Genomic DNA, 17,384 nt, shown 5'->3' with positions numbered 1-17,384 from the left:
TTAAACTCCTAACACCTTTTCTAGATATTCGTAGGTTTCGTCATCAAATTTATCCCAGTCTAACTTATTAGCCAAATATTCATTAATAATCTTATTGCCATTTGGGTTGGGTTCTAATAATTTTAAAGTAGCCATGGCTAAAGCAAAGTAGCGCCTGTTATGCCATCCATAGTTCAGAATAATTGCACCTATATCAATATCCGGATGATGAGAGATAAAATGCTCTTGAACATATTTACTGAATCTTTCAACATTTTGGAATTTCCTATCCCCAAGGCAGTTATCACAATCACCTAAGAGTAATTCAGTGGCAAATTGATTAGCTTCTTTTTCTTCTCTATCATTATCAAATGTAATCTCTTCATCAACTAATACCCCATCTTTTAGATGTGCTAATGCTAAATGTCCTAATTCGTGCGCTAAGTCAAAAGCGAGTCTTGCCGACTGTTGATATTTTGAACTAAGAATAATTACAGGACAAGTGGAATACCATTGAATTAATCCAGCAAATTTCTTAGTTTTGTCAGGAAAATGATCAAAGTATCCCACCGCTATTCCCCGAGACCAACAATAATCTAAAAGAGAGGTCAAGTCAACCTTTGGCTGTTGACTTAAGATGTCTTCTCTGATGGTTTTAGCATCCTTAGGTAAAGGGGTATAATTAACTTCAACCCCCAAGGAAATTAACTCAGCAAAACGACTCGCTAAAGCTTGTGCTAGATGGGGATGTTGGTTATTTTGGCTATTGTGCTGTTTAAATTTAGTATGAGGAGGTCGATTAAATTTGACCTTTTCTTGAGGGGTTAATAAGGATGAGAGGTCAAGATTGAGCTTTTTGGCGATATAACCTGCCCCTTCTAGGACTGCAACGGGTTTATCATTGAGTTCATCATCCCACCAACTGGGCAAGCCATTTTCTCGGACATAATCTTTTTTTAGTCCGATTTTTGAGAGTTTCCCGTAGAGGGCTGCCATGGTAAGGCTTTCTGTCATGGTTTCACCCTCCTTTGTCGGCAATACTAAGTTTTTTAAGGTTTTAGGGAATCAAAGTAGATCAGTATATTCTTATCTCTAAGATACCATCTCTAACTTAATTTTTGCCCACTGGCAAGAGTCCCTTTTCAGCGATAAATGACTCTCTACTCCCAACGAGAGTGATACAATTGTTAACACCACAGATCAAGAGCCAATCGAAGCGAGAGAATAAAAACTGCTATGTTAAAAGCCCTACTCGGAGATCCCAACGCCCGCAAAATTAAAAAATTTCAGCCCCTCGTCACCGAAATCAACCTGCTGGAAGAAGACATTAAAAACCTGTCCGATGAGGAATTAAGGAGCAAAACCAGCGAATTTAAGGAAAGATTGGACAAAGCGAGAAATTATGAGCAAAGAGAGGATATTCTCGAGGAAATCCTCCCCGAAGCTTTCGCCATTGTCCGGGAAGCGGGAATCCGAGTCTTAGGGATGCGTCACTTTGACGTGCAGTTATTGGGGGGAATGGTACTGCACAAAGGACAAATCGCCGAGATGAAAACCGGGGAAGGAAAAACCCTAGTTGCCACACTCCCCGCTTATTTGAATGGATTGACCGGAAAAGGGGTTCACGTCGTCACCGTCAACGATTATCTCGCCCGTCGTGACGCGGAGTGGATGGGGCAGGTACACCGCTTTTTAGGGTTAAGTGTGGGACTAATTCAAGCCGGCATGAGTCCGGAAGAAAGAAAGAAAAATTATGCCTGTGACATCACCTACACCACTAACAGCGAACTCGGCTTTGATTATCTGCGCGATAACATGGCTACAGTGATGGGGGAAGTTGTCCAAAGACCCTTTAACTACTGCGTTATCGACGAGGTGGACTCAATTCTTATTGATGAGGCCAGAACTCCATTAATTATATCAGGACAGATCGATCGACCCACAGAAAAATATATTCTCGCCGCCGAAATCGCCAAGCAATTAGTGCGCCAAAAAGTAGAAGACGGACCGGGAGACTACGAAGTTAACGAAAAAGACCGTAACGTTTTAATGACCGATGAAGGCTTTAAAAGAGCGGAAGAACTATTAGGAGTTACCGATTTATACGACCAAGAAAATCCCTGGGCGCACTATATTTCTAACGCTATTCGTGCCAAAGAACTCCAGAAAAAAGACGTTAACTATATCGTCCGCAGTGGTGAAATTGTTATTGTTGATGAGTTCACGGGACGGGTATTACCGGGGCGACGTTGGGGCGATGGTTTACATCAGGCAGTGGAGGCTAAGGAAGGGGTAGAAATTCAACAGGAAACCCAAACCTTAGCCACGATTACCTATCAAAACTTTTTCCTACTCTATCCGAAATTATCTGGCATGACCGGGACGGCTAAAACCGAAGAAACGGAACTAGAAAAAGTCTATAACCTGCAAGTAACAATTATTCCCACTAACCGCGTTTCTCGCCGGCAAGATTTAGCCGATGTGGTCTATAAAAATGAACAGGCAAAATGGAACGCCGTCGCCGAAGAATGTCAACAAATGCACGAACAGGGTCGCCCGGTTTTAGTCGGTACCACCAGTGTGGAAAAATCGGAAGTGCTTTCGCTGTTATTACAGGAAAGAAAGATTCCCCATAACTTACTTAATGCCCGTCCAGAAAACGTGGAAAGGGAATCGGAAATCGTCGCCCAAGCAGGCCGGGCCGGGGCCGTAACTATTGCTACGAATATGGCGGGACGGGGAACCGATATCATCCTCGGTGGTAACTCCGACTATATGGCCCGATTGAAAATTCGCGAGTATTTAATGCCCAAATTAGTTATGCCCGAGGATGACAATCTGGCCTTTAGTTTACCCAGTTTAGGAGAACGCAATCGCCCGCAGGGATTCGCCCCGGGTAAGAAGAAGAAAAACTGGCGCGCCTCGGCGGAAATTTTTCCCACCGAGTTACCGAAAGAGGTAGAAAATGCCCTGAAAGAAGCGGTTAAATTTGCCGTTGATACCCACGGAACTCAAAGTTTACCGGAATTAGAAGTAGAAGAAAAAATCGCTATCGCAGCCGAAAAAGCCCCCACGGATGACCCAGTTATTCAAAAGTTACGCGAAGTCTATAAATTAATTCGCAAAAGTTATGAAGATTACACGGGTAAAGAACACGATGAGGTAGTAGAAAGAGGCGGACTGCACGTTATCGGGACGGAACGCCACGAATCCCGCCGCATTGACAACCAATTGCGAGGCCGGGCGGGCAGACAGGGCGACCCCGGTTCCACACGCTTCTTTTTAAGCCTAGAAGACAATTTATTGCGGATTTTTGGGGGCGACCGCGTGGCCGGTTTAATGGATGCCTTCCGGGTGGAAGAAGATATGCCTATTGAGTCGGGAATGTTAACTCGTTCCCTGGAAGGCGCGCAAAGAAAAGTGGAAACCTTCTATTATGATGCCCGGAAACAGGTGTTTGAATACGACGAGGTGATGAATAATCAACGGCGCGCTATTTATGCCGAACGTCGTCGGGTTTTGGAGGGGATGGACCTAAAAGAACAGGTGCTGCAATACGCCGAAAAAACCATGGATGAAATCGTCATGGCTTATGTTAATCCCGAACTGCCGGCGGAAGAATGGGATTTGGAAAAACTGATTAGTAAATCTCAGGAATTCGTCTATCTATTGGCAGATATTACCGCTAAAGATGTCGAGGAGATGAGTGTCAATGATATCAAGATGTTCCTACACGAAGAAGTTCGCAAAGCCTACGAAATTAAGGAACGTCAAGTGGATAATATTCGCGCCGGTTTAATGCGCGATGCCGAACGTTATTTTATCCTGCAACAAATCGATATGTTATGGCGCGAACACCTGCAAGCTATGGAAGCTTTACGGGAGTCGATTGGTTTACGCGGTTACGGTCAAAAAGACCCCCTAATTGAGTATAAACAGGAAGGCTACGAGATGTTTTTAGAAATGATGATTGATATCCGTCGCAATGTGGTTTATTCCCTGTTCCAATTCCAACCGCAAGGACAACCCCAAGCAGTGGCTAGTGAACAGTAAAAATTAAAAGTTGGCTTAAATTGGGGAGAATTGGCTAAGGCTGATTCTCTCATTTTTTTCTACCGAGAAATCAGTCACCCACAATCCAGACTAGGACAAAAATTATCAGTCCGATTACTCCATAGGACAACAACGACCCCAAAAAATTGATGATTTGTATGGGAAAATGAATCAAAACTTGGTAAGTAAAATCCGTAACTGCCAGCAAGGCAGTGAAAAATATAGTCACAAGTGTTATCATACTTAATCAATTTGATAGAATAAATGGCTATCCTTTGCAGTAATCGGCAGTGGATAGTCAGAAGTTAGCAGATTATCCCCAAGAAAAAACTCGGAGTGCGGTAGAATCGGGAGAGCGTTGGGTTTCATGCTTCAACCGTTCGGCAAAAGCTCACGGCCGAAGCCCAACCTACGTTCTTGTTAAATAAGATTTAGTATAACTCGATCGCTGTTAAAATTGCGGTAGAATCAGGAGAGCTAATTTGCTATAACCAGTCCAGAAGAGCGAGATTACTAAAAATTGACCAGTTTTTTGCGGGAACTGGGAAAATTAACAGCTAATCTGGGACAAGACGAGCTAAAAGCAGCAGAGAGCAACAATCAATGTCTAAAAACTCTATACCTCGAATCGAAAATCTGCGCGTGCAAAATTACCGAGCTTTACAGGACTTAGAATTAAAAAGCATTGCTCCTTTAACCGTTTTTCTCGGTCCTAATGGGAGCGGAAAATCTACCATATTTGATGTCTTTGCTTTCCTCTCTGAATGTTTTACTGTTGGTTTAAAAAAAGCTTGGGACAAACGGGGAAGATTTAAAGAATTAAGAACCAGAGGACAAGAAGGTTACATCATTATCGAATTAAAATATCGAGAAAAATTTGCATCACCTTTAATTACCTATCATTTGGCTATTAATGAAGCTAACAATCGCCCTTATGTTGCCGAAGAATGGTTACAGTGGAGACAAGGAGCGAGGGGCAAACCTTATCGCTTTTTAAACTTTAAAGAAGGGGAAGGAATAGTGATTAGTGGAGAAAATCCCCAAGAAGAAGATGAACGAATTTATGAACGATTAGACTCCCCAGAATTTTTAGCTGTTAGTACCCTCGGACAATTGGCCAAACATCCCCGGGTTAGTGCTTTGCGTCGTTTTATCACAAGTTGGTATCTTTCCTACTTAACCGCAGATAATACTCGCACTCAACCAGAAGCAGGAGCGCAAGAAAGATTATCGCCAACTGGTGACAATTTACCTAATGTTATTCAATATTTAAAAGAAGATCATCCTCAACGATTAGAATCTATTTTACAAACCCTTTCTCGTCGAATTCCTAGATTAGAAAAAGTCGAAGCATCTATTATGCCGAATGGACAGCTTTTACTTCAAATTAAAGACGCACCTTTTCAAGAGCCAATTCTTTCCAAATTTGCCTCCGATGGCACTTTAAAAATGTTGGCTTATTTAACTATATTATATGATCCAAGCCCTCCGCAAGTACTGGGAATAGAAGAACCAGAAAATCATCTTCATCCCCGTTTATTACCTGAATTAGCAGAAGAATGTCGGGCAGCGACCGCAAGTACACAATTAATGGTAACAACTCATTCTCCCTTTTTTGTAGATGGTTTGAAACCAGAGGAGGTTTGGGTACTTTATCGAGATGAAAATGGTTTTACTCAAGCTAAACGTACTTCAGCAATGCAAGGAGTTAAGGAATTTATTCAAAATGGTGCTTTGTTGGGTCAATTATGGATGGAGGACTATTTTGATGTGGGTAATCCTAGCATTTAAATTTAATAGCAAAGGATGGAAAAAGTGCATATTGAATTTTTAGTTGAAGAATTTTCTACCCAAGAATGTTTAAATCAAATTTTACCTAAAATATTATTTGAGAATGTCACCTATAAAATTCATGCCTTTCGAGGTAAATCCGATTTAATCAAAAAACTACCGGAGCGATTAAAAGGCTATCAATGCTGGATACCCGATGATTATCGAATCATTATTCTTGTAGATAGAGATAATGAAGATTGTCAAATGCTCAAAGAAAAGTTAGAAAATATTGCCCAACAAACAGGACTGATCACCAAAACGATTAGTGAAGATAAAAAAACATTTCAGGTGTTAAATAGAATTGCTATAGAAGAACTAGAAGCTTGGTTTTTTGGTGATATTCAGGCTATAGTCTCAGCCTATCCCAAAGTTTCTACTAATGTGGGACAGCAAGCAAAATACAGAAAACCCGATGAAATTACGGGCGGAACTTGGGAAAACTTAGAAAAGATACTTCAAAAAGCTGGGTATCATCGAGGAGGTTTAGAAAAAGTGAAAGCAGCCCGAGAAATTTCTCAATTTATGACTCCTGCTCATAATTGTTCTCCTAGTTTTCAGATTTTTTATCAAGGTTTATTGGCGATGATTAGCTAAGGATATTTAGGAAAGTAAATGATGAAACTGCTAGATTACTGTCAAGGATAAATCGATTTTTAACTGTTGAATAAATTGTTGCATAATTGTTCAAAATTCGGTGTTTAACTATAGCGTTTCCTAAGCTAGTAAGGTACACCTATTTTTCTTCCCTTTTGCATGAGTGCCTAAAACCCATAACTTTTGTACCTCAGCAGACTGAAAAACGCTATAAATCTTATTTAACAAGAACGTAGGTTGGTTTGAAGCATGAAACCCAACGCTCTCCTGATTCTACCGCAATTTTAACAGCGATCGAGTTATACTAAATCTTATTTAACAAGTATAGAGTGGGAAGTGGCAAGTGGCAAGTGGGTTTTTAAAGTTGGATTGGCAGTTAATGATACTATCAAAAATCAATTTAGTATAAGCTTTCATTGTATTGGGAAAAACTTCAGCAGAATAGTTCATCCTTCCTAGCTAATTAACTAATAAGGACAAGTTAGGGAAAAGATTTCCCTAACTTGTTCCCTTTTGCGATAAGATAATTAATATAACTTCAAGGAGACTGCTCTATGAATATTCGTATTGGTAACGGCTACGATATCCACCGATTGGTAACAGGAAGACCTTTAATTTTAGGAGGATTAGAGATTGCCCATACTGTGGGTTTATTGGGTCACAGTGATGCCGATGTCTTAACCCACGCTATTATGGATGCCATGCTGGGTGCGCTTAGTTTAGGCGATATCGGTCATTATTTTCCCCCCACAGACCCACAATGGCAAGGGGCGAATAGTTTAAAATTATTAGAGCAAGTTAATCAGTTAATTATCGATAAAGGTTGGCAGATTAATAATATTGATTCGGTAATTGTTGCCGAAAAACCGAAAATGAAACCCCACCTCAGTGCGATGCGAGCCAAATTAGCAGAAACTCTCAAGATTAATCCTGACCAGGTGGGAATTAAAGCCACTACTAACGAACAATTGGGACCGGTGGGACGAGAAGAAGGTATCGCAGTTTATGCCGTGGTTTTATTGGTTAAGGAATAAGTAATTAGTAAAAATTTGCTGAGATTAAGTATCCCAAACCTATGAATATAGACACAAAAATCTTAGAAACTGTCGAAGCAATGCCAGAGTTATTAAAAATAGAACTGCTTCACTATGCTGAATATTTGATGGCCAATTATCAATCAGATGTTATTATAGAGAAACCTTCTCCTAGAAAACGTCGTTCAGGAATTTTACAAGGTACATTTACCTTACCTTTGTCCGATGATTTTGATGAGTCTTTGGAAGATTTTCAGGAATATATGTGATGACATCTTTTCTTCTGGATACTCATACTTTCATCTGGTTAACTGAAAACGATTCTAACTTGCCTAATAATCTTCGGGAGGAAATAGATTTTGCTCCTGAAGTTTATGTCAGTATTGTTAGTCTCTGGGAAATTGCGATTAAGTTAAATTTAGGTAAGTTAGACCTACAAAAAAGTTATGAAACCATTGAAACTAAACTAGAAGCATCAGATATAACCTTACTGTCTATATCATTTTCTGATACTCTAAAAATTTGTACTTTACCCTTGCATCACCGTGATCCATTTGATAGAATGCTAATTGCTCAGTCTCTAAACAGATCACTAATTCTAATTAGTAAAGATACTAAATTTGATGCTTATAATGTACCAAGAAAATGGACATAATACCCCGTCCGGCTCAATTCTATTCAAGATGAGAGCAAGATAAATTTCCTCATTACCCATAGATTTCTAACATTCATTCCTAAATTCTCTCTATGACTGCCATTATCCAACAAATAAAAGAACGTTTTTCCCAATCCCTAGTTAAATCCTTTGGGGAAAACTTCGCCGCTACCGATCCCCTAATTGTGGCCGCTAGTAACCCCCGTTTTGGCGATTATCAATGTAATATTTCCCTCTCTTTAGCCAAAGAATTAAAACAAAAACCCCGGGAAGTGGCGACAACTTTACTAAAAAATCTAGAGATAGATGATCTCTGTCAACCCCCCGAAATTGCCGGACCCGGTTTTATCAATCTTACCCTTAAACCCAGTTATCTAGAAACCCAATTAAAAGACCTAATTACTGACAACCGTTTAGGAGTTGCCGCTGCTAACCCCAGTCAAAAAATTATTGTCGATTTTTCCAGTCCCAATATTGCCAAAGAAATGCACGTTGGCCACTTGCGATCGACTATAATCGGTGATTGTATTGCTCGGATTTTGGAATTTCGTCATCATCAAGTAATTCGTCTTAATCACGTCGGGGATTGGGGGACTCAATTCGGGATGTTAATCACCTATCTACAAGAAGCTTATCCTAGTGCTTTAACCCAAGCAGATGCTCTGGATTTAGGGGATTTAGTTAGCTTTTATAAAAAGGCCAAAATTCGTTTTGATGAAGACGAAAACTTTAAAGAAACTGCCCGCCAAGCCGTAGTAAAATTACAGTCGGGTGATCCTCAAAGTCGTCAAGCATGGCAGTTACTTTGTCAACAATCACGACGGGAATTTCAGAAAATCTATGATATTCTCGATATAAAACTAACTGAAAGGGGTGAATCTTTTTATAATCCCTACCTTGAGACAGTAATCAGAGAATTAGAGCAACAGGGATTGCTAACAGAAGACAACGGCGCTTTATGCGTCTTTCTCGATGGTTTTACCAACAAAGAGGGGTATCCTCTGCCCCTAATTGTCAAGAAATCCGACGGCGGTTATAATTACGCTACTACCGATTTAGCGGCAATTTGTTATCGAGTGCGTCAAGATAAAGCCGAAAGAATAATTTATGTCACCGATGCTGGACAAGCTAACCATTTTGCCCAAGTATTTCAGGTGGCTAAAAAAGCGGGATTTTTACCCGATAATGTGGCAGTGGTTCACGTCGCTTTTGGATTAGTTTTAGGGGAAGATGGTAAAAAATTAAAAACTCGTTCCGGGGAGACAGTAAAATTACAAGAATTACTCGATCAAGCGATCGCCTGTTCCCTAGCTGACTTAGAAAAAAGACTGACAAGCGAGGAAAGAGAAGAAACCAGCGATTTTATGGCTAAGACTGCCGAAACTGTCGGATTAAGTGCCGTTAAATACGCCGATCTCAGCCAAAATCGCAATAGTAACTACGTTTTCAGTTACGACAAAATGCTCAATCTGCAAGGCAACACCGCCCCCTATATGCTGTACGCTTACGCTAGGGTTCAGAGTATCAGTCGCGAAGGTGGTATTAATTTTCAGGATTTAAGTGCCAATTCACCGCTAATTCTCAAGGATGAAAGCGAATTAATTCTGGCTAAACAATTACTGCAACTGCCGGAAGTAATTAGTGCCGTGGAAGAAGATTTATTACCCAATCGTTTATGTGATTATCTTTATGAACTCAGTAAAAAGTATAATCGTTTTTATGAGAATTGTCCCGTTCTGAAAGCAGCAGAACCGATTAAAACCTCTCGTTTACTTTTGTGTGATTTAACGGCAAGAACCCTAAAATTAGGCTTATATCTCCTGGGAATTCCCGTTTTGGAAAGAATGTAAATCAGTTATCAGTTATCAGTTATCAGTTATCAGTTATCAGTTATCAGTTCACAGCAAAAAACTCCTGGCTCTTCTAGGTTCTGTGTGATAAGTTTAACTTACACTATGATCGATCAATCTTTGTGTCCTTTGTGTCTTTGTGGTTCCTTCCACTCGGTCTCGCGTAGCGAGCGCGTTGCGACCGCCAGCAGGACTGTATCTTAGAATACATTTTGCCCACCAAACCTAAGAGAGCCAACTACCCAATTCATAATTGATAATTCATAATTGATAATTCCCACACCCCACCCCTTGCATTGCGTATCTTTGACAAAACTGGGTGCCATTTTATACCCAGAAAAAGTGTACTATGCTGACGTGAAAAAACCTGACTTTTTGCTAACCTAGAAATAGCTCTAATCAGAGCCAATATCTTTGGGGGAAGCTTAGAGATTAATCTAGTTAAACTCACTGGTGACGTTATCTTATTGTCGTCTGTTGCCTATTAGCTTTCAGGTGATAACTCGGAGATGGAAAGTTAGTACAAATGTTCAAGTTTCCTCGCCGCAGCCCCAGCGTTCCCGTGCAGTCTTAACGGGTAATTTTATCCCAGAGATGTTATCGTTAAAGCGGTCAAATGTCCGAAAGTCCTAGAGGATTTTAGGCAAAGAGCATTTGCCCTCCCGTAGTCTCAGATAGAACCTTATGAGTCAATCAATTGAAGATAAAGCTATGGCCGATGCTGATGTATCAGATTATACCACAAATAAAATAATTGTGTCTAATTGGATCGCCCCTTGGTCGAAAGGCAATCGGAAAAATCCGTCACCGCAACCAAAATGGGATTTATGGCAACCCCTGCGGCAACGAATCGATCGCCTAGAGATTAATACACCCGCACTAGCTCATCGAATTTGTCGTCTAATTCCGGCTCAATGTCCCTTTGCGCGGAAAATTACCCTATTTAGCTGGAAAATTCTAGAGATTCCGCCCCTTTGCAAGCTAAATCCCCTCTACGAAAACCTGATGATGTTAAGATTTCGCGCTCTTTCTTACCTTGCCGATGAATGTGGAGAGGATATCGGTGCTTACTGCTAAAATGGGTGAGTGTCTTTAATCGCCACACCTATGGCCATCATTGCCCTGAAAGCTTGGTATCTGGACCAATACGAACCTATCCGCGAGGTTGTCAAACGTCCCCACGACTTGCGCTTAAGTCGCAATAGTCTCTTAAAATCGGGTTTAAGAGCCGATTTTCTCGATGATAGTCTGACAATACAGGGTTCTGTCTGGTTCCAACGCTATCTAGAAGGGGAAAGGGTGGAATTTTACCTCGAAGGTAGTGGCGGTTACGTCATCTCGAATATTGACCTGATTTCCCAAGAAATTTATTTTACTAAACAGGACCTCAGCGCTTGGTTGGATCCCGTCATTTATTTTAGCTCCCAAAGCCAATTTAAGGACTCTAGCACCGCTTTAAAAACAGTTTTGACCGAAACCGTCGAAAATCTCAATAAACGCTCCCGTTTGCCCTTAAAAATCGAAGAAACGCCCCGAACTGAGGGCAATGTCACCAGATTGAGTGATAGTCAATTACGCCAAATTCGCAAAAGTTTATTATTTATTGCCGATGCTACGGCGATTAGCCAAAAGGAAACGGAATTACTGCCTAGTCCCCTAGTGGGTGTAGAATTAGGTTATGCGATCGCTTGTAAACAGGGCGGACAAATTCTGCTAACCTATCAAAATCGGGCGGAATTAAAGGGTAAACTAGCTTTTGACCTGCCAAGCTACCAAAAATTAATTTTCTCGGATCTGAGCGAATTGCGTCTCACTTTTCCGCCTTTAATGGCAACTTTATTACAAAAATTCCATCTGATTAGTTAAAAAAATGAGTAGAAAGGCTGACGAATACGCCGTACATTTGTTCTTAAGCAGCGGACATCGCGAGGAAGTCCGTTTTTTGACTATCCAAGAATTTCAAAAGTGGTACAGTAACGAATTAATTCCGAAAGCCGATTCCCTCGATTTTATCAATGTTCCGATCAGAAATATCCAAGGGGAATATATGGTTTTACGTCCGGCTAGTATCGTTGCTATTCGTGTGGAACCCGTCTTTTTTGGCAGTGTGGAAAGAATCTAATTTGTCGTTATCGCTAAAAAAGATAGTTAGATAGGGAGAATTTTAGAGATTATTGATAATTCTCTCAATGTCAGCTTGGATTTGATTGCTGACTTTGCCTTGCCAGCGTTCTTTTAATTCCCTTAATCCCACTTCTGCGTATTGACAGATCTTATCTAAAACTTCTTTACCGTCGCTGGGTTGAGGATAGGAATTCTTTTTACAGATAATATAAATTCCCGCGGTTAAAGCTAAAATAACTTCTGGCTCGATTTGGCTAATAGTAATTAAATCCTGTCGATTGCTCAAAGTGGTTCCGTAGATACTGAAGTCTTGTTTAATGGCAAAAGCAGCGGCGAATAAATAAGCATCTACCATGCGCTCAAAGGTTTTATTATCTTTTAGTACCTGTAGATAATTTCTGGAAGTTTCTGAGGCATAAATCTTCAAACTGGGATCGATTCTCTGCATTAGTAACTCTCCATCACTTCAATCACGGAAGCATCTTCATCGGCAGCCAAACGGTGTATTTTGAACATATCAGTAGTATAGGGGAGCAGCAGATTTAAAAGTCGATCGGGAAGATCGCGATCGGTGGCTAAAATAATTACTTGGGAGTTTAAATTAGGGAGGGAATTAATAATATTTTTTTGATGTTCTTTGTCTAAATGGCCGAAAGGTGTATCCATAATTAGGGGTACACAAGTATCGGTTATTTGATTTAAACCAGTGATAAAAGCAAAGGCTAAAGCTTCCTTTTCTCCGGCACTTAAGACATCGGGATTTAATAATTTTCCCGTGATGGTACGGATTCCTAAAGTGTATTCGGGAGTGATTTCTACTCCTCTATATTCCTCTGGTTTATTGGTTACTTGTAAATAGCGATCGCTGGTTACTTGATTAATCATTTTTTGGGAATTATCGATATGCCATTCGATTAATTCGTTAGTGGCATTTTTTAAACCTCTGGCCATTTTAACCTGATTAGATAACATCGAGGTGGTTTGATTTTCACTAGCTAAAATTTCCACTTCTTTGCGTAAATTTTCTAATTGCTTTTCTTTGATTTCGATTTCCTTTTGCAAGCGTTCGATCTTTTCTTCAATCTCCTTAACTTTTCCTTCCGATTCGATAACTTTTCGCCAAATCTCCCTCACCGAGTCTTGATTTATTCCTGTGCTTTCCCGTTTTAGCTGTCTAATATGTTGATTAATTTCTTCAATTTCTTCTTCTAAACGATCTCTTTGTAAAAACCATTGACTATAATTACTAAATTTGGCATTATCTCGGATAATTCCCTGTAAATCAATTCTAATTTGCTCTTTTTCTATTCTGGTGACGTTGTCCACTTCTAAGGACTCTAGTTCGGCAATTTTTTCAAGGATAAAATCACGAGAATTTTTATCTAAACAACGACCACATAGACAGCTTTTATCCTCAAGTATTGCTTTTAAAACTGCTGTAGAATTAGTTTTAGAAGTGCTTTTTAAGCTAGTAACTTGTAAATCGTCAGCCATTTCCTGCACAAAGTTAATCAGCAAAGGTATCGCAGCTTTTTTTAACCAAGAATCGATAGACTTTTGTAGGTTATTTAACTGAGATTGCCAATCAATACGCTTGTTCTCTAAATCATGAATTTCCTCCAATTTTTCTTGTAAACTTTCAATCTGAGCAGCTTTTTCTTGAGCATCCTGATGAATAACTACAGCATTTTTTTCGTTATCTTTGGCATTTTTAAGCTGACCTTTTTTAAGGTCAATATCTTCTTCTAATTCTCCCAATTGTTGCAGCTTATCTCTAAAATCATGACTGGTTCCCTCTGCTTTATTTAAACGTTTTTCTAATTCTTGTAAGGCTTTTTCTGTATCATCGCGCAGGTTTCTTAATTCAGGGATACCCAAAACTTTTTCAATTGCTTCTTTTGCTTCTTTAGTTTGAGTTATCTGGGTATATTGTTCGATTTTTGAGCCATCAAAACAGAAAAAATCTCGAATAGATTTAGGAAGCAATGCTTCGATATATTCCCTAGAGTTACTTCTCATGGTTCCATCTTCATAAAATAATGCTTCCTCTACGCTAGGATAGGAACTGCTACCATTAAATTTTAGTTTCGCTGTGCGACTGATAAAGTAATTTTTCTCGTTTTTAGTAAAATTTAATTCTACCCGCATTTCTTTTTCTTCTGCTGATGAAGAATCATCCTTACCTCGATAAAAATAGGTTTTCAGAGTCTCTTTAGATACAATATCTACCCCATAGAGACACCATAAAATCCCTGTCATCAGAGAAGTTTTACCGTGGCCATTATTACCGAAGATAATCTGAATTTTTCTGTCGGGATGCAGGTTAAAAGTAATATTTTGACTAGGATAACATTTCCAATTAGTTAAGCGAATTTGTTTCAGTCTCAAAGTCATAATAACTCTTGTAAAAATCAAAAATTTTGTGGTTGGGTAGGATTCAGTAACCAGTAGTCAGTAATCAGGAGAATTAAGAATGAATAATAATCCAATTAAATGGTTTATTTAGAGATTTTATGCAACTTGATATTTATTTTTGTCGTTTTTAAACTAAGTGGGTGGGTGGCATTAAATATAAGATGAACGTAGGTTGGTTTGAAGCATGAAAACCAACGCCTGATCATCTTACGCTACCGCTAACCCATCCTACAAATAATTGTGCCTCCCTACTTACCAAAAATAAATTATGCAAGAGAGCTATAAAATTTATGATTGTGGGGAGTCGGTATATTTTTCGATAAGTTCGATAATTTTAGGTGATAGCCGCCGATTTTTTAGAGCAAATTTTTCCACTTCTAAAGCCATGGCTTCTTTGAGCAGTTGAGGAGGTATATCATATTTTTGTGCCAGATCTTTAATTTTAGCAGTGATGTCCATGGATTTTCTGGGGGTTAGGGGTTGGGGAGTGGAGACTGTCAAGTCTTAATTCTTATTTGCCAAGAGATACCTTGATGAGGATAAATTTTATAACAGATATGAGTAGGTGAGGCCATAGTAAGTTATAGCCTTTGTCATCAACAGGAAGTATAACCTAATTTGGTATTGACGACTGACTACCCAAAAGGAAAACTACGTACTTCATCATTAAGATAACTGCTATAAGCTAATCTACTCTCAACCCTATACAAAAACACCATAAAAGCTAAAATAGATAGCTGACAGTGATCCTAATCACAATATCAATATAGACTAAACCGCCTTGTATTACCGTCTTCTTCTTGATTTTAACAACCTAGAAAACGGGTTAATTACCTTAACACCCGAACAAAGTCATTATCTTAAAAAAGTTGTTCGTTTAAAATCCCATGAACGTTTTATTGCCCTCAATGGACAAGGACAAGCGTGGTTAGCAGAAATAATTGATAATTCGGCCCATCTTTTAGAAGCGATAAACGAAACTAGCGAACTACCAGTACAAGTGAATTTAATGGTAGCAATTCCCAAAAATGGCTTTGATGATATCGTCCGCGCTGCCACCGAATTAGGAGTTTATCGGATTATCCCGCTGCTGACAGAACGGGGTTTAGTCAATCCTAGTCCTCAAAAAATCGACCGTTGGCGAAAAATTGCCCGGGAAGCTGTAGAACAATCAGAAAGACAGATTATTCCCATTATCGAAGAACCACAATCATTTTTAGCCATCCTTAAGCGGGGAGCTAACCCACAGACAACTTGTTATATTGGTGTTACCCGTAGAACAGTGGCCCCGCTACTTTCTCAATTGCAAACATCAACCGAGATAACCATGGCCATCGGACCGGAAGGGGGATGGACGGAGGCAGAAATAGAACAAGCGCTCGCCGCTGATTTTCTACCTGTATCATTGGGAAAACGCATTTTGAGAACAATTACCGCTCCCTTAGTGGCTCTTGCTATCATTAACGCCTATTTAGACAGCTAATTGACTAGAGTTTCTATGACCAAGACCAGCAATCCAGATAACTGGAATCATTTCGCTTCTTACCTAAAGCAAGAACTAGCAGCGGTTTCCCTGTGGCCAGATTTTCCACCTTTTGCCGAAACCACCCTGGTCAATCCCCATTAAAGACACCTACTGGGACACCGCCTTGCAACCCTATAGCACCCTCGTCCTCCTCGAAAAAACGCCCCCTACCACAACTTTATGACCCCTAGTAGCCCTTCTAACCTCTCTTTTGACTGGTTAAACCCCTCCCCCCGGCAAGACAGCGATTTACTGGCACAAATCGGCTTTATCCCCGGTTTGAAAGAATTTCTCACCCTGCGACAGGTTCACGCCTTGGAACACGCCACCGTCTGGGTATTAAGCGAAATGGCTGCCCGTCGTCAATCACCCTTTGACCATTCCCCTGCGGATAACGAGGCCCTGGGGGGACTGTCCACCGATAGGGGTTTTTATCTCTACGGACAGGTTAATACAAATGAACTGCAAATGGCGGCCAAACAGGCTCTTCATCGTCTCAAAAATGGCGAGGGGCAATTGGCACTACATCCGCGTTGTGGCACCAATTTATCGGTAACTTTAGCCTTAACCGCCGGCTTAGTCTTAGGAACTCATCTTATCTTCCCCAGAGGTCCGATTTCTCAGTTATTAGGCTTAGGTTTAGCCACTGCAGCCGCTTTTCAAATCGGGCCAGATGTGGGAATGTCGGCCCAAAAATACCTGACTACGGCCATTCCCTTTAACTTAACAATCGTTAATATTGCCCCAAAGGCAGACCTATGGGGACGTTCGGGGCATTTCGTCCAAACAGAGTGGCAAGATTTGCAATAAAACTTAAAGTAAAAACCCTTTCGGCAAATTCGCTCTGATTGTAACCTGTTAACTAAACCCTTAAAAAAAAACAACAGCTATGCCTGGAATCGAACGCGGAGCCGAAGTTAGAGTCAAACGGAAAGAGTCTTACTGGTACAACGATGTAGGAACCGTAGCCAGTGTTGATAAAAGTGGTATCCTCTATCCCGTTATCGTCCGTTTTAACACTGTTAACTACCACGGTTTTAGTGGTAGCGCCGGTGGACTGAATACCAATAACTTCGCTGAAAGTGAATTGGAACTCGTTAAGGCTGCCCCCGCTAAGAAATAAAGCTGACTAAAATTCAGCCTATCATCACCGACTGACTGACAGGAATTCTCTCTTGTTGGTCGGTTTTTTTATAGCTGTCAGTTATCAGTTATCAGTTATCAGTTATCAGTTATCAGTAATCAGTAATCAGTTATCAGTTATCAGTTATGGTTCTTCGGTTTGTCCTATGCAATGGAGGGGGTTATAAGTAATGAAACCC

Annotated in this window: 18 protein-coding genes; 14 read left to right on the top strand and 4 right to left on the bottom strand. The window is 40.2% G+C overall.

What is annotated here, in order from left to right; genetic code table 11:
* Entirely contained in the window at window positions 1–993 is a 993-nt protein-coding gene (locus MICAI_RS09400) for an ImmA/IrrE family metallo-endopeptidase (protein ID WP_008200874.1), read from the bottom strand.
* Window positions 994–1,215: 222 nt separating this feature from the next.
* On the opposite strand from MICAI_RS09400, the gene secA reads away from it, so the two are divergent.
* The 10 genes from secA to MICAI_RS09350 all read left to right on the top strand — a co-directional run bounded on the left by secA (window position 1,216) and on the right by MICAI_RS09350 (window position 12,120).
* Window positions 1,216–4,032 (top strand): preprotein translocase subunit SecA, encoded by a 2,817-nt coding sequence (gene secA / locus MICAI_RS09395; RefSeq protein ID WP_008200871.1) that lies wholly within the window; start codon window positions 1,216–1,218, stop codon window positions 4,030–4,032.
* Window positions 4,033–4,635: 603 nt separating this feature from the next.
* Window positions 4,636–5,823, top strand: coding sequence for an AAA family ATPase (locus MICAI_RS09390; RefSeq protein WP_008200870.1), 1,188 nt, complete (start codon window positions 4,636–4,638; stop codon window positions 5,821–5,823).
* 15 nt (window positions 5,824–5,838) lie between these two features.
* Window positions 5,839–6,459 carry a DUF4276 family protein gene (locus MICAI_RS09385; protein WP_008200868.1) on the top strand — a complete coding sequence of 207 codons (621 nt, stop codon included), beginning with the start codon at window positions 5,839–5,841 and terminating at the stop codon, window positions 6,457–6,459.
* Between the two features lie 554 nt (window positions 6,460–7,013).
* On the top strand, window positions 7,014–7,493 hold the full coding sequence (ispF, locus tag MICAI_RS09380) for a 2-C-methyl-D-erythritol 2,4-cyclodiphosphate synthase (RefSeq protein ID WP_008200866.1): 480 nt from the start codon (window positions 7,014–7,016) through the stop codon (window positions 7,491–7,493).
* A gap of 41 nt (window positions 7,494–7,534) precedes the next feature.
* On the top strand, window positions 7,535–7,762 hold the full coding sequence (locus tag MICAI_RS09375) for a type II toxin-antitoxin system VapB family antitoxin (protein ID WP_008200865.1): 228 nt from the start codon (window positions 7,535–7,537) through the stop codon (window positions 7,760–7,762).
* Window positions 7,762–8,148, top strand: a complete 387-nt coding sequence (locus MICAI_RS09370) for a type II toxin-antitoxin system VapC family toxin (protein WP_039899913.1) — start codon at window positions 7,762–7,764, stop codon at window positions 8,146–8,148. Before MICAI_RS09375 ends, MICAI_RS09370 begins: the two co-directional genes overlap by 1 nt.
* 92 nt (window positions 8,149–8,240) lie before the next feature.
* Window positions 8,241–9,998, top strand: coding sequence for an arginine--tRNA ligase (gene argS, locus MICAI_RS09365; protein WP_008200861.1), 1,758 nt, complete (start codon window positions 8,241–8,243; stop codon window positions 9,996–9,998).
* A 684-nt stretch (window positions 9,999–10,682) separates the two neighbouring features.
* Complete coding sequence (locus tag MICAI_RS09360; protein ID WP_008200859.1) at window positions 10,683–11,075, top strand: Mo-dependent nitrogenase C-terminal domain-containing protein; 393 nt, start codon at window positions 10,683–10,685, stop codon at window positions 11,073–11,075.
* A 30-nt stretch (window positions 11,076–11,105) separates the two neighbouring features.
* Window positions 11,106–11,864, top strand: coding sequence for a hypothetical protein (locus MICAI_RS09355; RefSeq protein ID WP_008200857.1), 759 nt, complete (start codon window positions 11,106–11,108; stop codon window positions 11,862–11,864).
* A 4-nt stretch (window positions 11,865–11,868) separates the two neighbouring features.
* Window positions 11,869–12,120 carry a hypothetical protein gene (locus MICAI_RS09350; protein WP_008200855.1) on the top strand — a complete coding sequence of 84 codons (252 nt, stop codon included), beginning with the start codon at window positions 11,869–11,871 and terminating at the stop codon, window positions 12,118–12,120.
* A 42-nt stretch (window positions 12,121–12,162) separates the two neighbouring features.
* Here MICAI_RS09350 and MICAI_RS09345 read toward each other — a convergent pair whose 3' ends face one another.
* The 3 genes from MICAI_RS09345 to MICAI_RS26370 form a co-directional block, all read right to left on the bottom strand.
* On the bottom strand, window positions 12,163–12,570 hold the full coding sequence (locus MICAI_RS09345) for a hypothetical protein (RefSeq protein WP_008200854.1): 408 nt from the start codon (window positions 12,568–12,570) through the stop codon (window positions 12,163–12,165).
* Entirely contained in the window at window positions 12,570–14,516 is a 1,947-nt protein-coding gene (locus tag MICAI_RS09340; protein WP_008200852.1) for an AAA family ATPase, read from the bottom strand. The genes MICAI_RS09345 and MICAI_RS09340 overlap by 1 nt, the downstream gene beginning before the upstream one ends.
* A 309-nt stretch (window positions 14,517–14,825) precedes the next feature.
* Window positions 14,826–14,996, bottom strand: a complete 171-nt coding sequence (locus MICAI_RS26370; protein WP_008200850.1) for a hypothetical protein — start codon at window positions 14,994–14,996, stop codon at window positions 14,826–14,828.
* A gap of 322 nt (window positions 14,997–15,318) precedes the next feature.
* On the opposite strand from MICAI_RS26370, the gene MICAI_RS09330 reads away from it, so the two are divergent.
* The 4 genes from MICAI_RS09330 to MICAI_RS09320 all read left to right on the top strand — a co-directional run bounded on the left by MICAI_RS09330 (window position 15,319) and on the right by MICAI_RS09320 (window position 17,185).
* Window positions 15,319–16,020, top strand: a complete 702-nt coding sequence (locus MICAI_RS09330; protein ID WP_008200848.1) for a 16S rRNA (uracil(1498)-N(3))-methyltransferase — start codon at window positions 15,319–15,321, stop codon at window positions 16,018–16,020.
* A 15-nt stretch (window positions 16,021–16,035) separates the two neighbouring features.
* Entirely contained in the window at window positions 16,036–16,164 is a 129-nt protein-coding gene (locus MICAI_RS27565) for a hypothetical protein (RefSeq protein WP_255348753.1), read from the top strand.
* A 78-nt stretch (window positions 16,165–16,242) separates the two neighbouring features.
* The gene (locus MICAI_RS09325) at window positions 16,243–16,872 is read left to right on the top strand and encodes a DUF6391 domain-containing protein (RefSeq protein WP_008200845.1); all 630 of its coding nucleotides are present in this window, start codon (window positions 16,243–16,245) and stop codon (window positions 16,870–16,872) included.
* A gap of 79 nt (window positions 16,873–16,951) precedes the next feature.
* Window positions 16,952–17,185, top strand: coding sequence for a photosystem I reaction center subunit IV (locus MICAI_RS09320; RefSeq protein ID WP_002800416.1), 234 nt, complete (start codon window positions 16,952–16,954; stop codon window positions 17,183–17,185).
* The last annotated feature ends 199 nt before the right edge of the window (window positions 17,186–17,384 follow it).

The organism is Microcystis sp. T1-4 (genome assembly GCF_000297435.1).
Taxonomy (GTDB): Bacteria; Cyanobacteriota; Cyanobacteriia; order Cyanobacteriales; family Microcystaceae; genus Microcystis.
Note: the sequence above shows the minus strand (reverse complement) of the source record. Positions and strands in the feature narration are given on the sequence as shown.

What these genes read in the sequence shown, in the direction of transcription:
- MICAI_RS09360 (WP_008200859.1), top strand. Translation starts at nt 10,683, where the DNA reads ATGAGTCAATCAATTGAAGATAAAGCTATGGCCGATGCTGATGTATCA.
- secA (WP_008200871.1), top strand. Translation starts at nt 1,216, where the DNA reads ATGTTAAAAGCCCTACTCGGAGATCCCAACGCCCGCAAAATTAAAAAA.
- ispF (WP_008200866.1), top strand. Translation starts at nt 7,014, where the DNA reads ATGAATATTCGTATTGGTAACGGCTACGATATCCACCGATTGGTAACA.
- MICAI_RS26370 (WP_008200850.1), bottom strand. Translation starts at nt 14,996, where the DNA reads ATGGACATCACTGCTAAAATTAAAGATCTGGCACAAAAATATGATATA.
- MICAI_RS09345 (WP_008200854.1), bottom strand. Translation starts at nt 12,570, where the DNA reads ATGCAGAGAATCGATCCCAGTTTGAAGATTTATGCCTCAGAAACTTCC.
- MICAI_RS09325 (WP_008200845.1), top strand. Translation starts at nt 16,243, where the DNA reads ATGACCCCTAGTAGCCCTTCTAACCTCTCTTTTGACTGGTTAAACCCC.
- MICAI_RS09320 (WP_002800416.1), top strand. Translation starts at nt 16,952, where the DNA reads ATGCCTGGAATCGAACGCGGAGCCGAAGTTAGAGTCAAACGGAAAGAG.
- MICAI_RS09350 (WP_008200855.1), top strand. Translation starts at nt 11,869, where the DNA reads ATGAGTAGAAAGGCTGACGAATACGCCGTACATTTGTTCTTAAGCAGC.
- MICAI_RS09400 (WP_008200874.1), bottom strand. Translation starts at nt 993, where the DNA reads ATGACAGAAAGCCTTACCATGGCAGCCCTCTACGGGAAACTCTCAAAA.
- MICAI_RS09370 (WP_039899913.1), top strand. Translation starts at nt 7,762, where the DNA reads ATGACATCTTTTCTTCTGGATACTCATACTTTCATCTGGTTAACTGAA.
- MICAI_RS09355 (WP_008200857.1), top strand. Translation starts at nt 11,106, where the DNA reads ATGGCCATCATTGCCCTGAAAGCTTGGTATCTGGACCAATACGAACCT.
- MICAI_RS09390 (WP_008200870.1), top strand. Translation starts at nt 4,636, where the DNA reads ATGTCTAAAAACTCTATACCTCGAATCGAAAATCTGCGCGTGCAAAAT.
- MICAI_RS27565 (WP_255348753.1), top strand. Translation starts at nt 16,036, where the DNA reads ATGACCAAGACCAGCAATCCAGATAACTGGAATCATTTCGCTTCTTAC.
- MICAI_RS09385 (WP_008200868.1), top strand. Translation starts at nt 5,839, where the DNA reads ATGGAAAAAGTGCATATTGAATTTTTAGTTGAAGAATTTTCTACCCAA.
- MICAI_RS09375 (WP_008200865.1), top strand. Translation starts at nt 7,535, where the DNA reads ATGAATATAGACACAAAAATCTTAGAAACTGTCGAAGCAATGCCAGAG.
- MICAI_RS09340 (WP_008200852.1), bottom strand. Translation starts at nt 14,516, where the DNA reads ATGACTTTGAGACTGAAACAAATTCGCTTAACTAATTGGAAATGTTAT.
- argS (WP_008200861.1), top strand. Translation starts at nt 8,241, where the DNA reads ATGACTGCCATTATCCAACAAATAAAAGAACGTTTTTCCCAATCCCTA.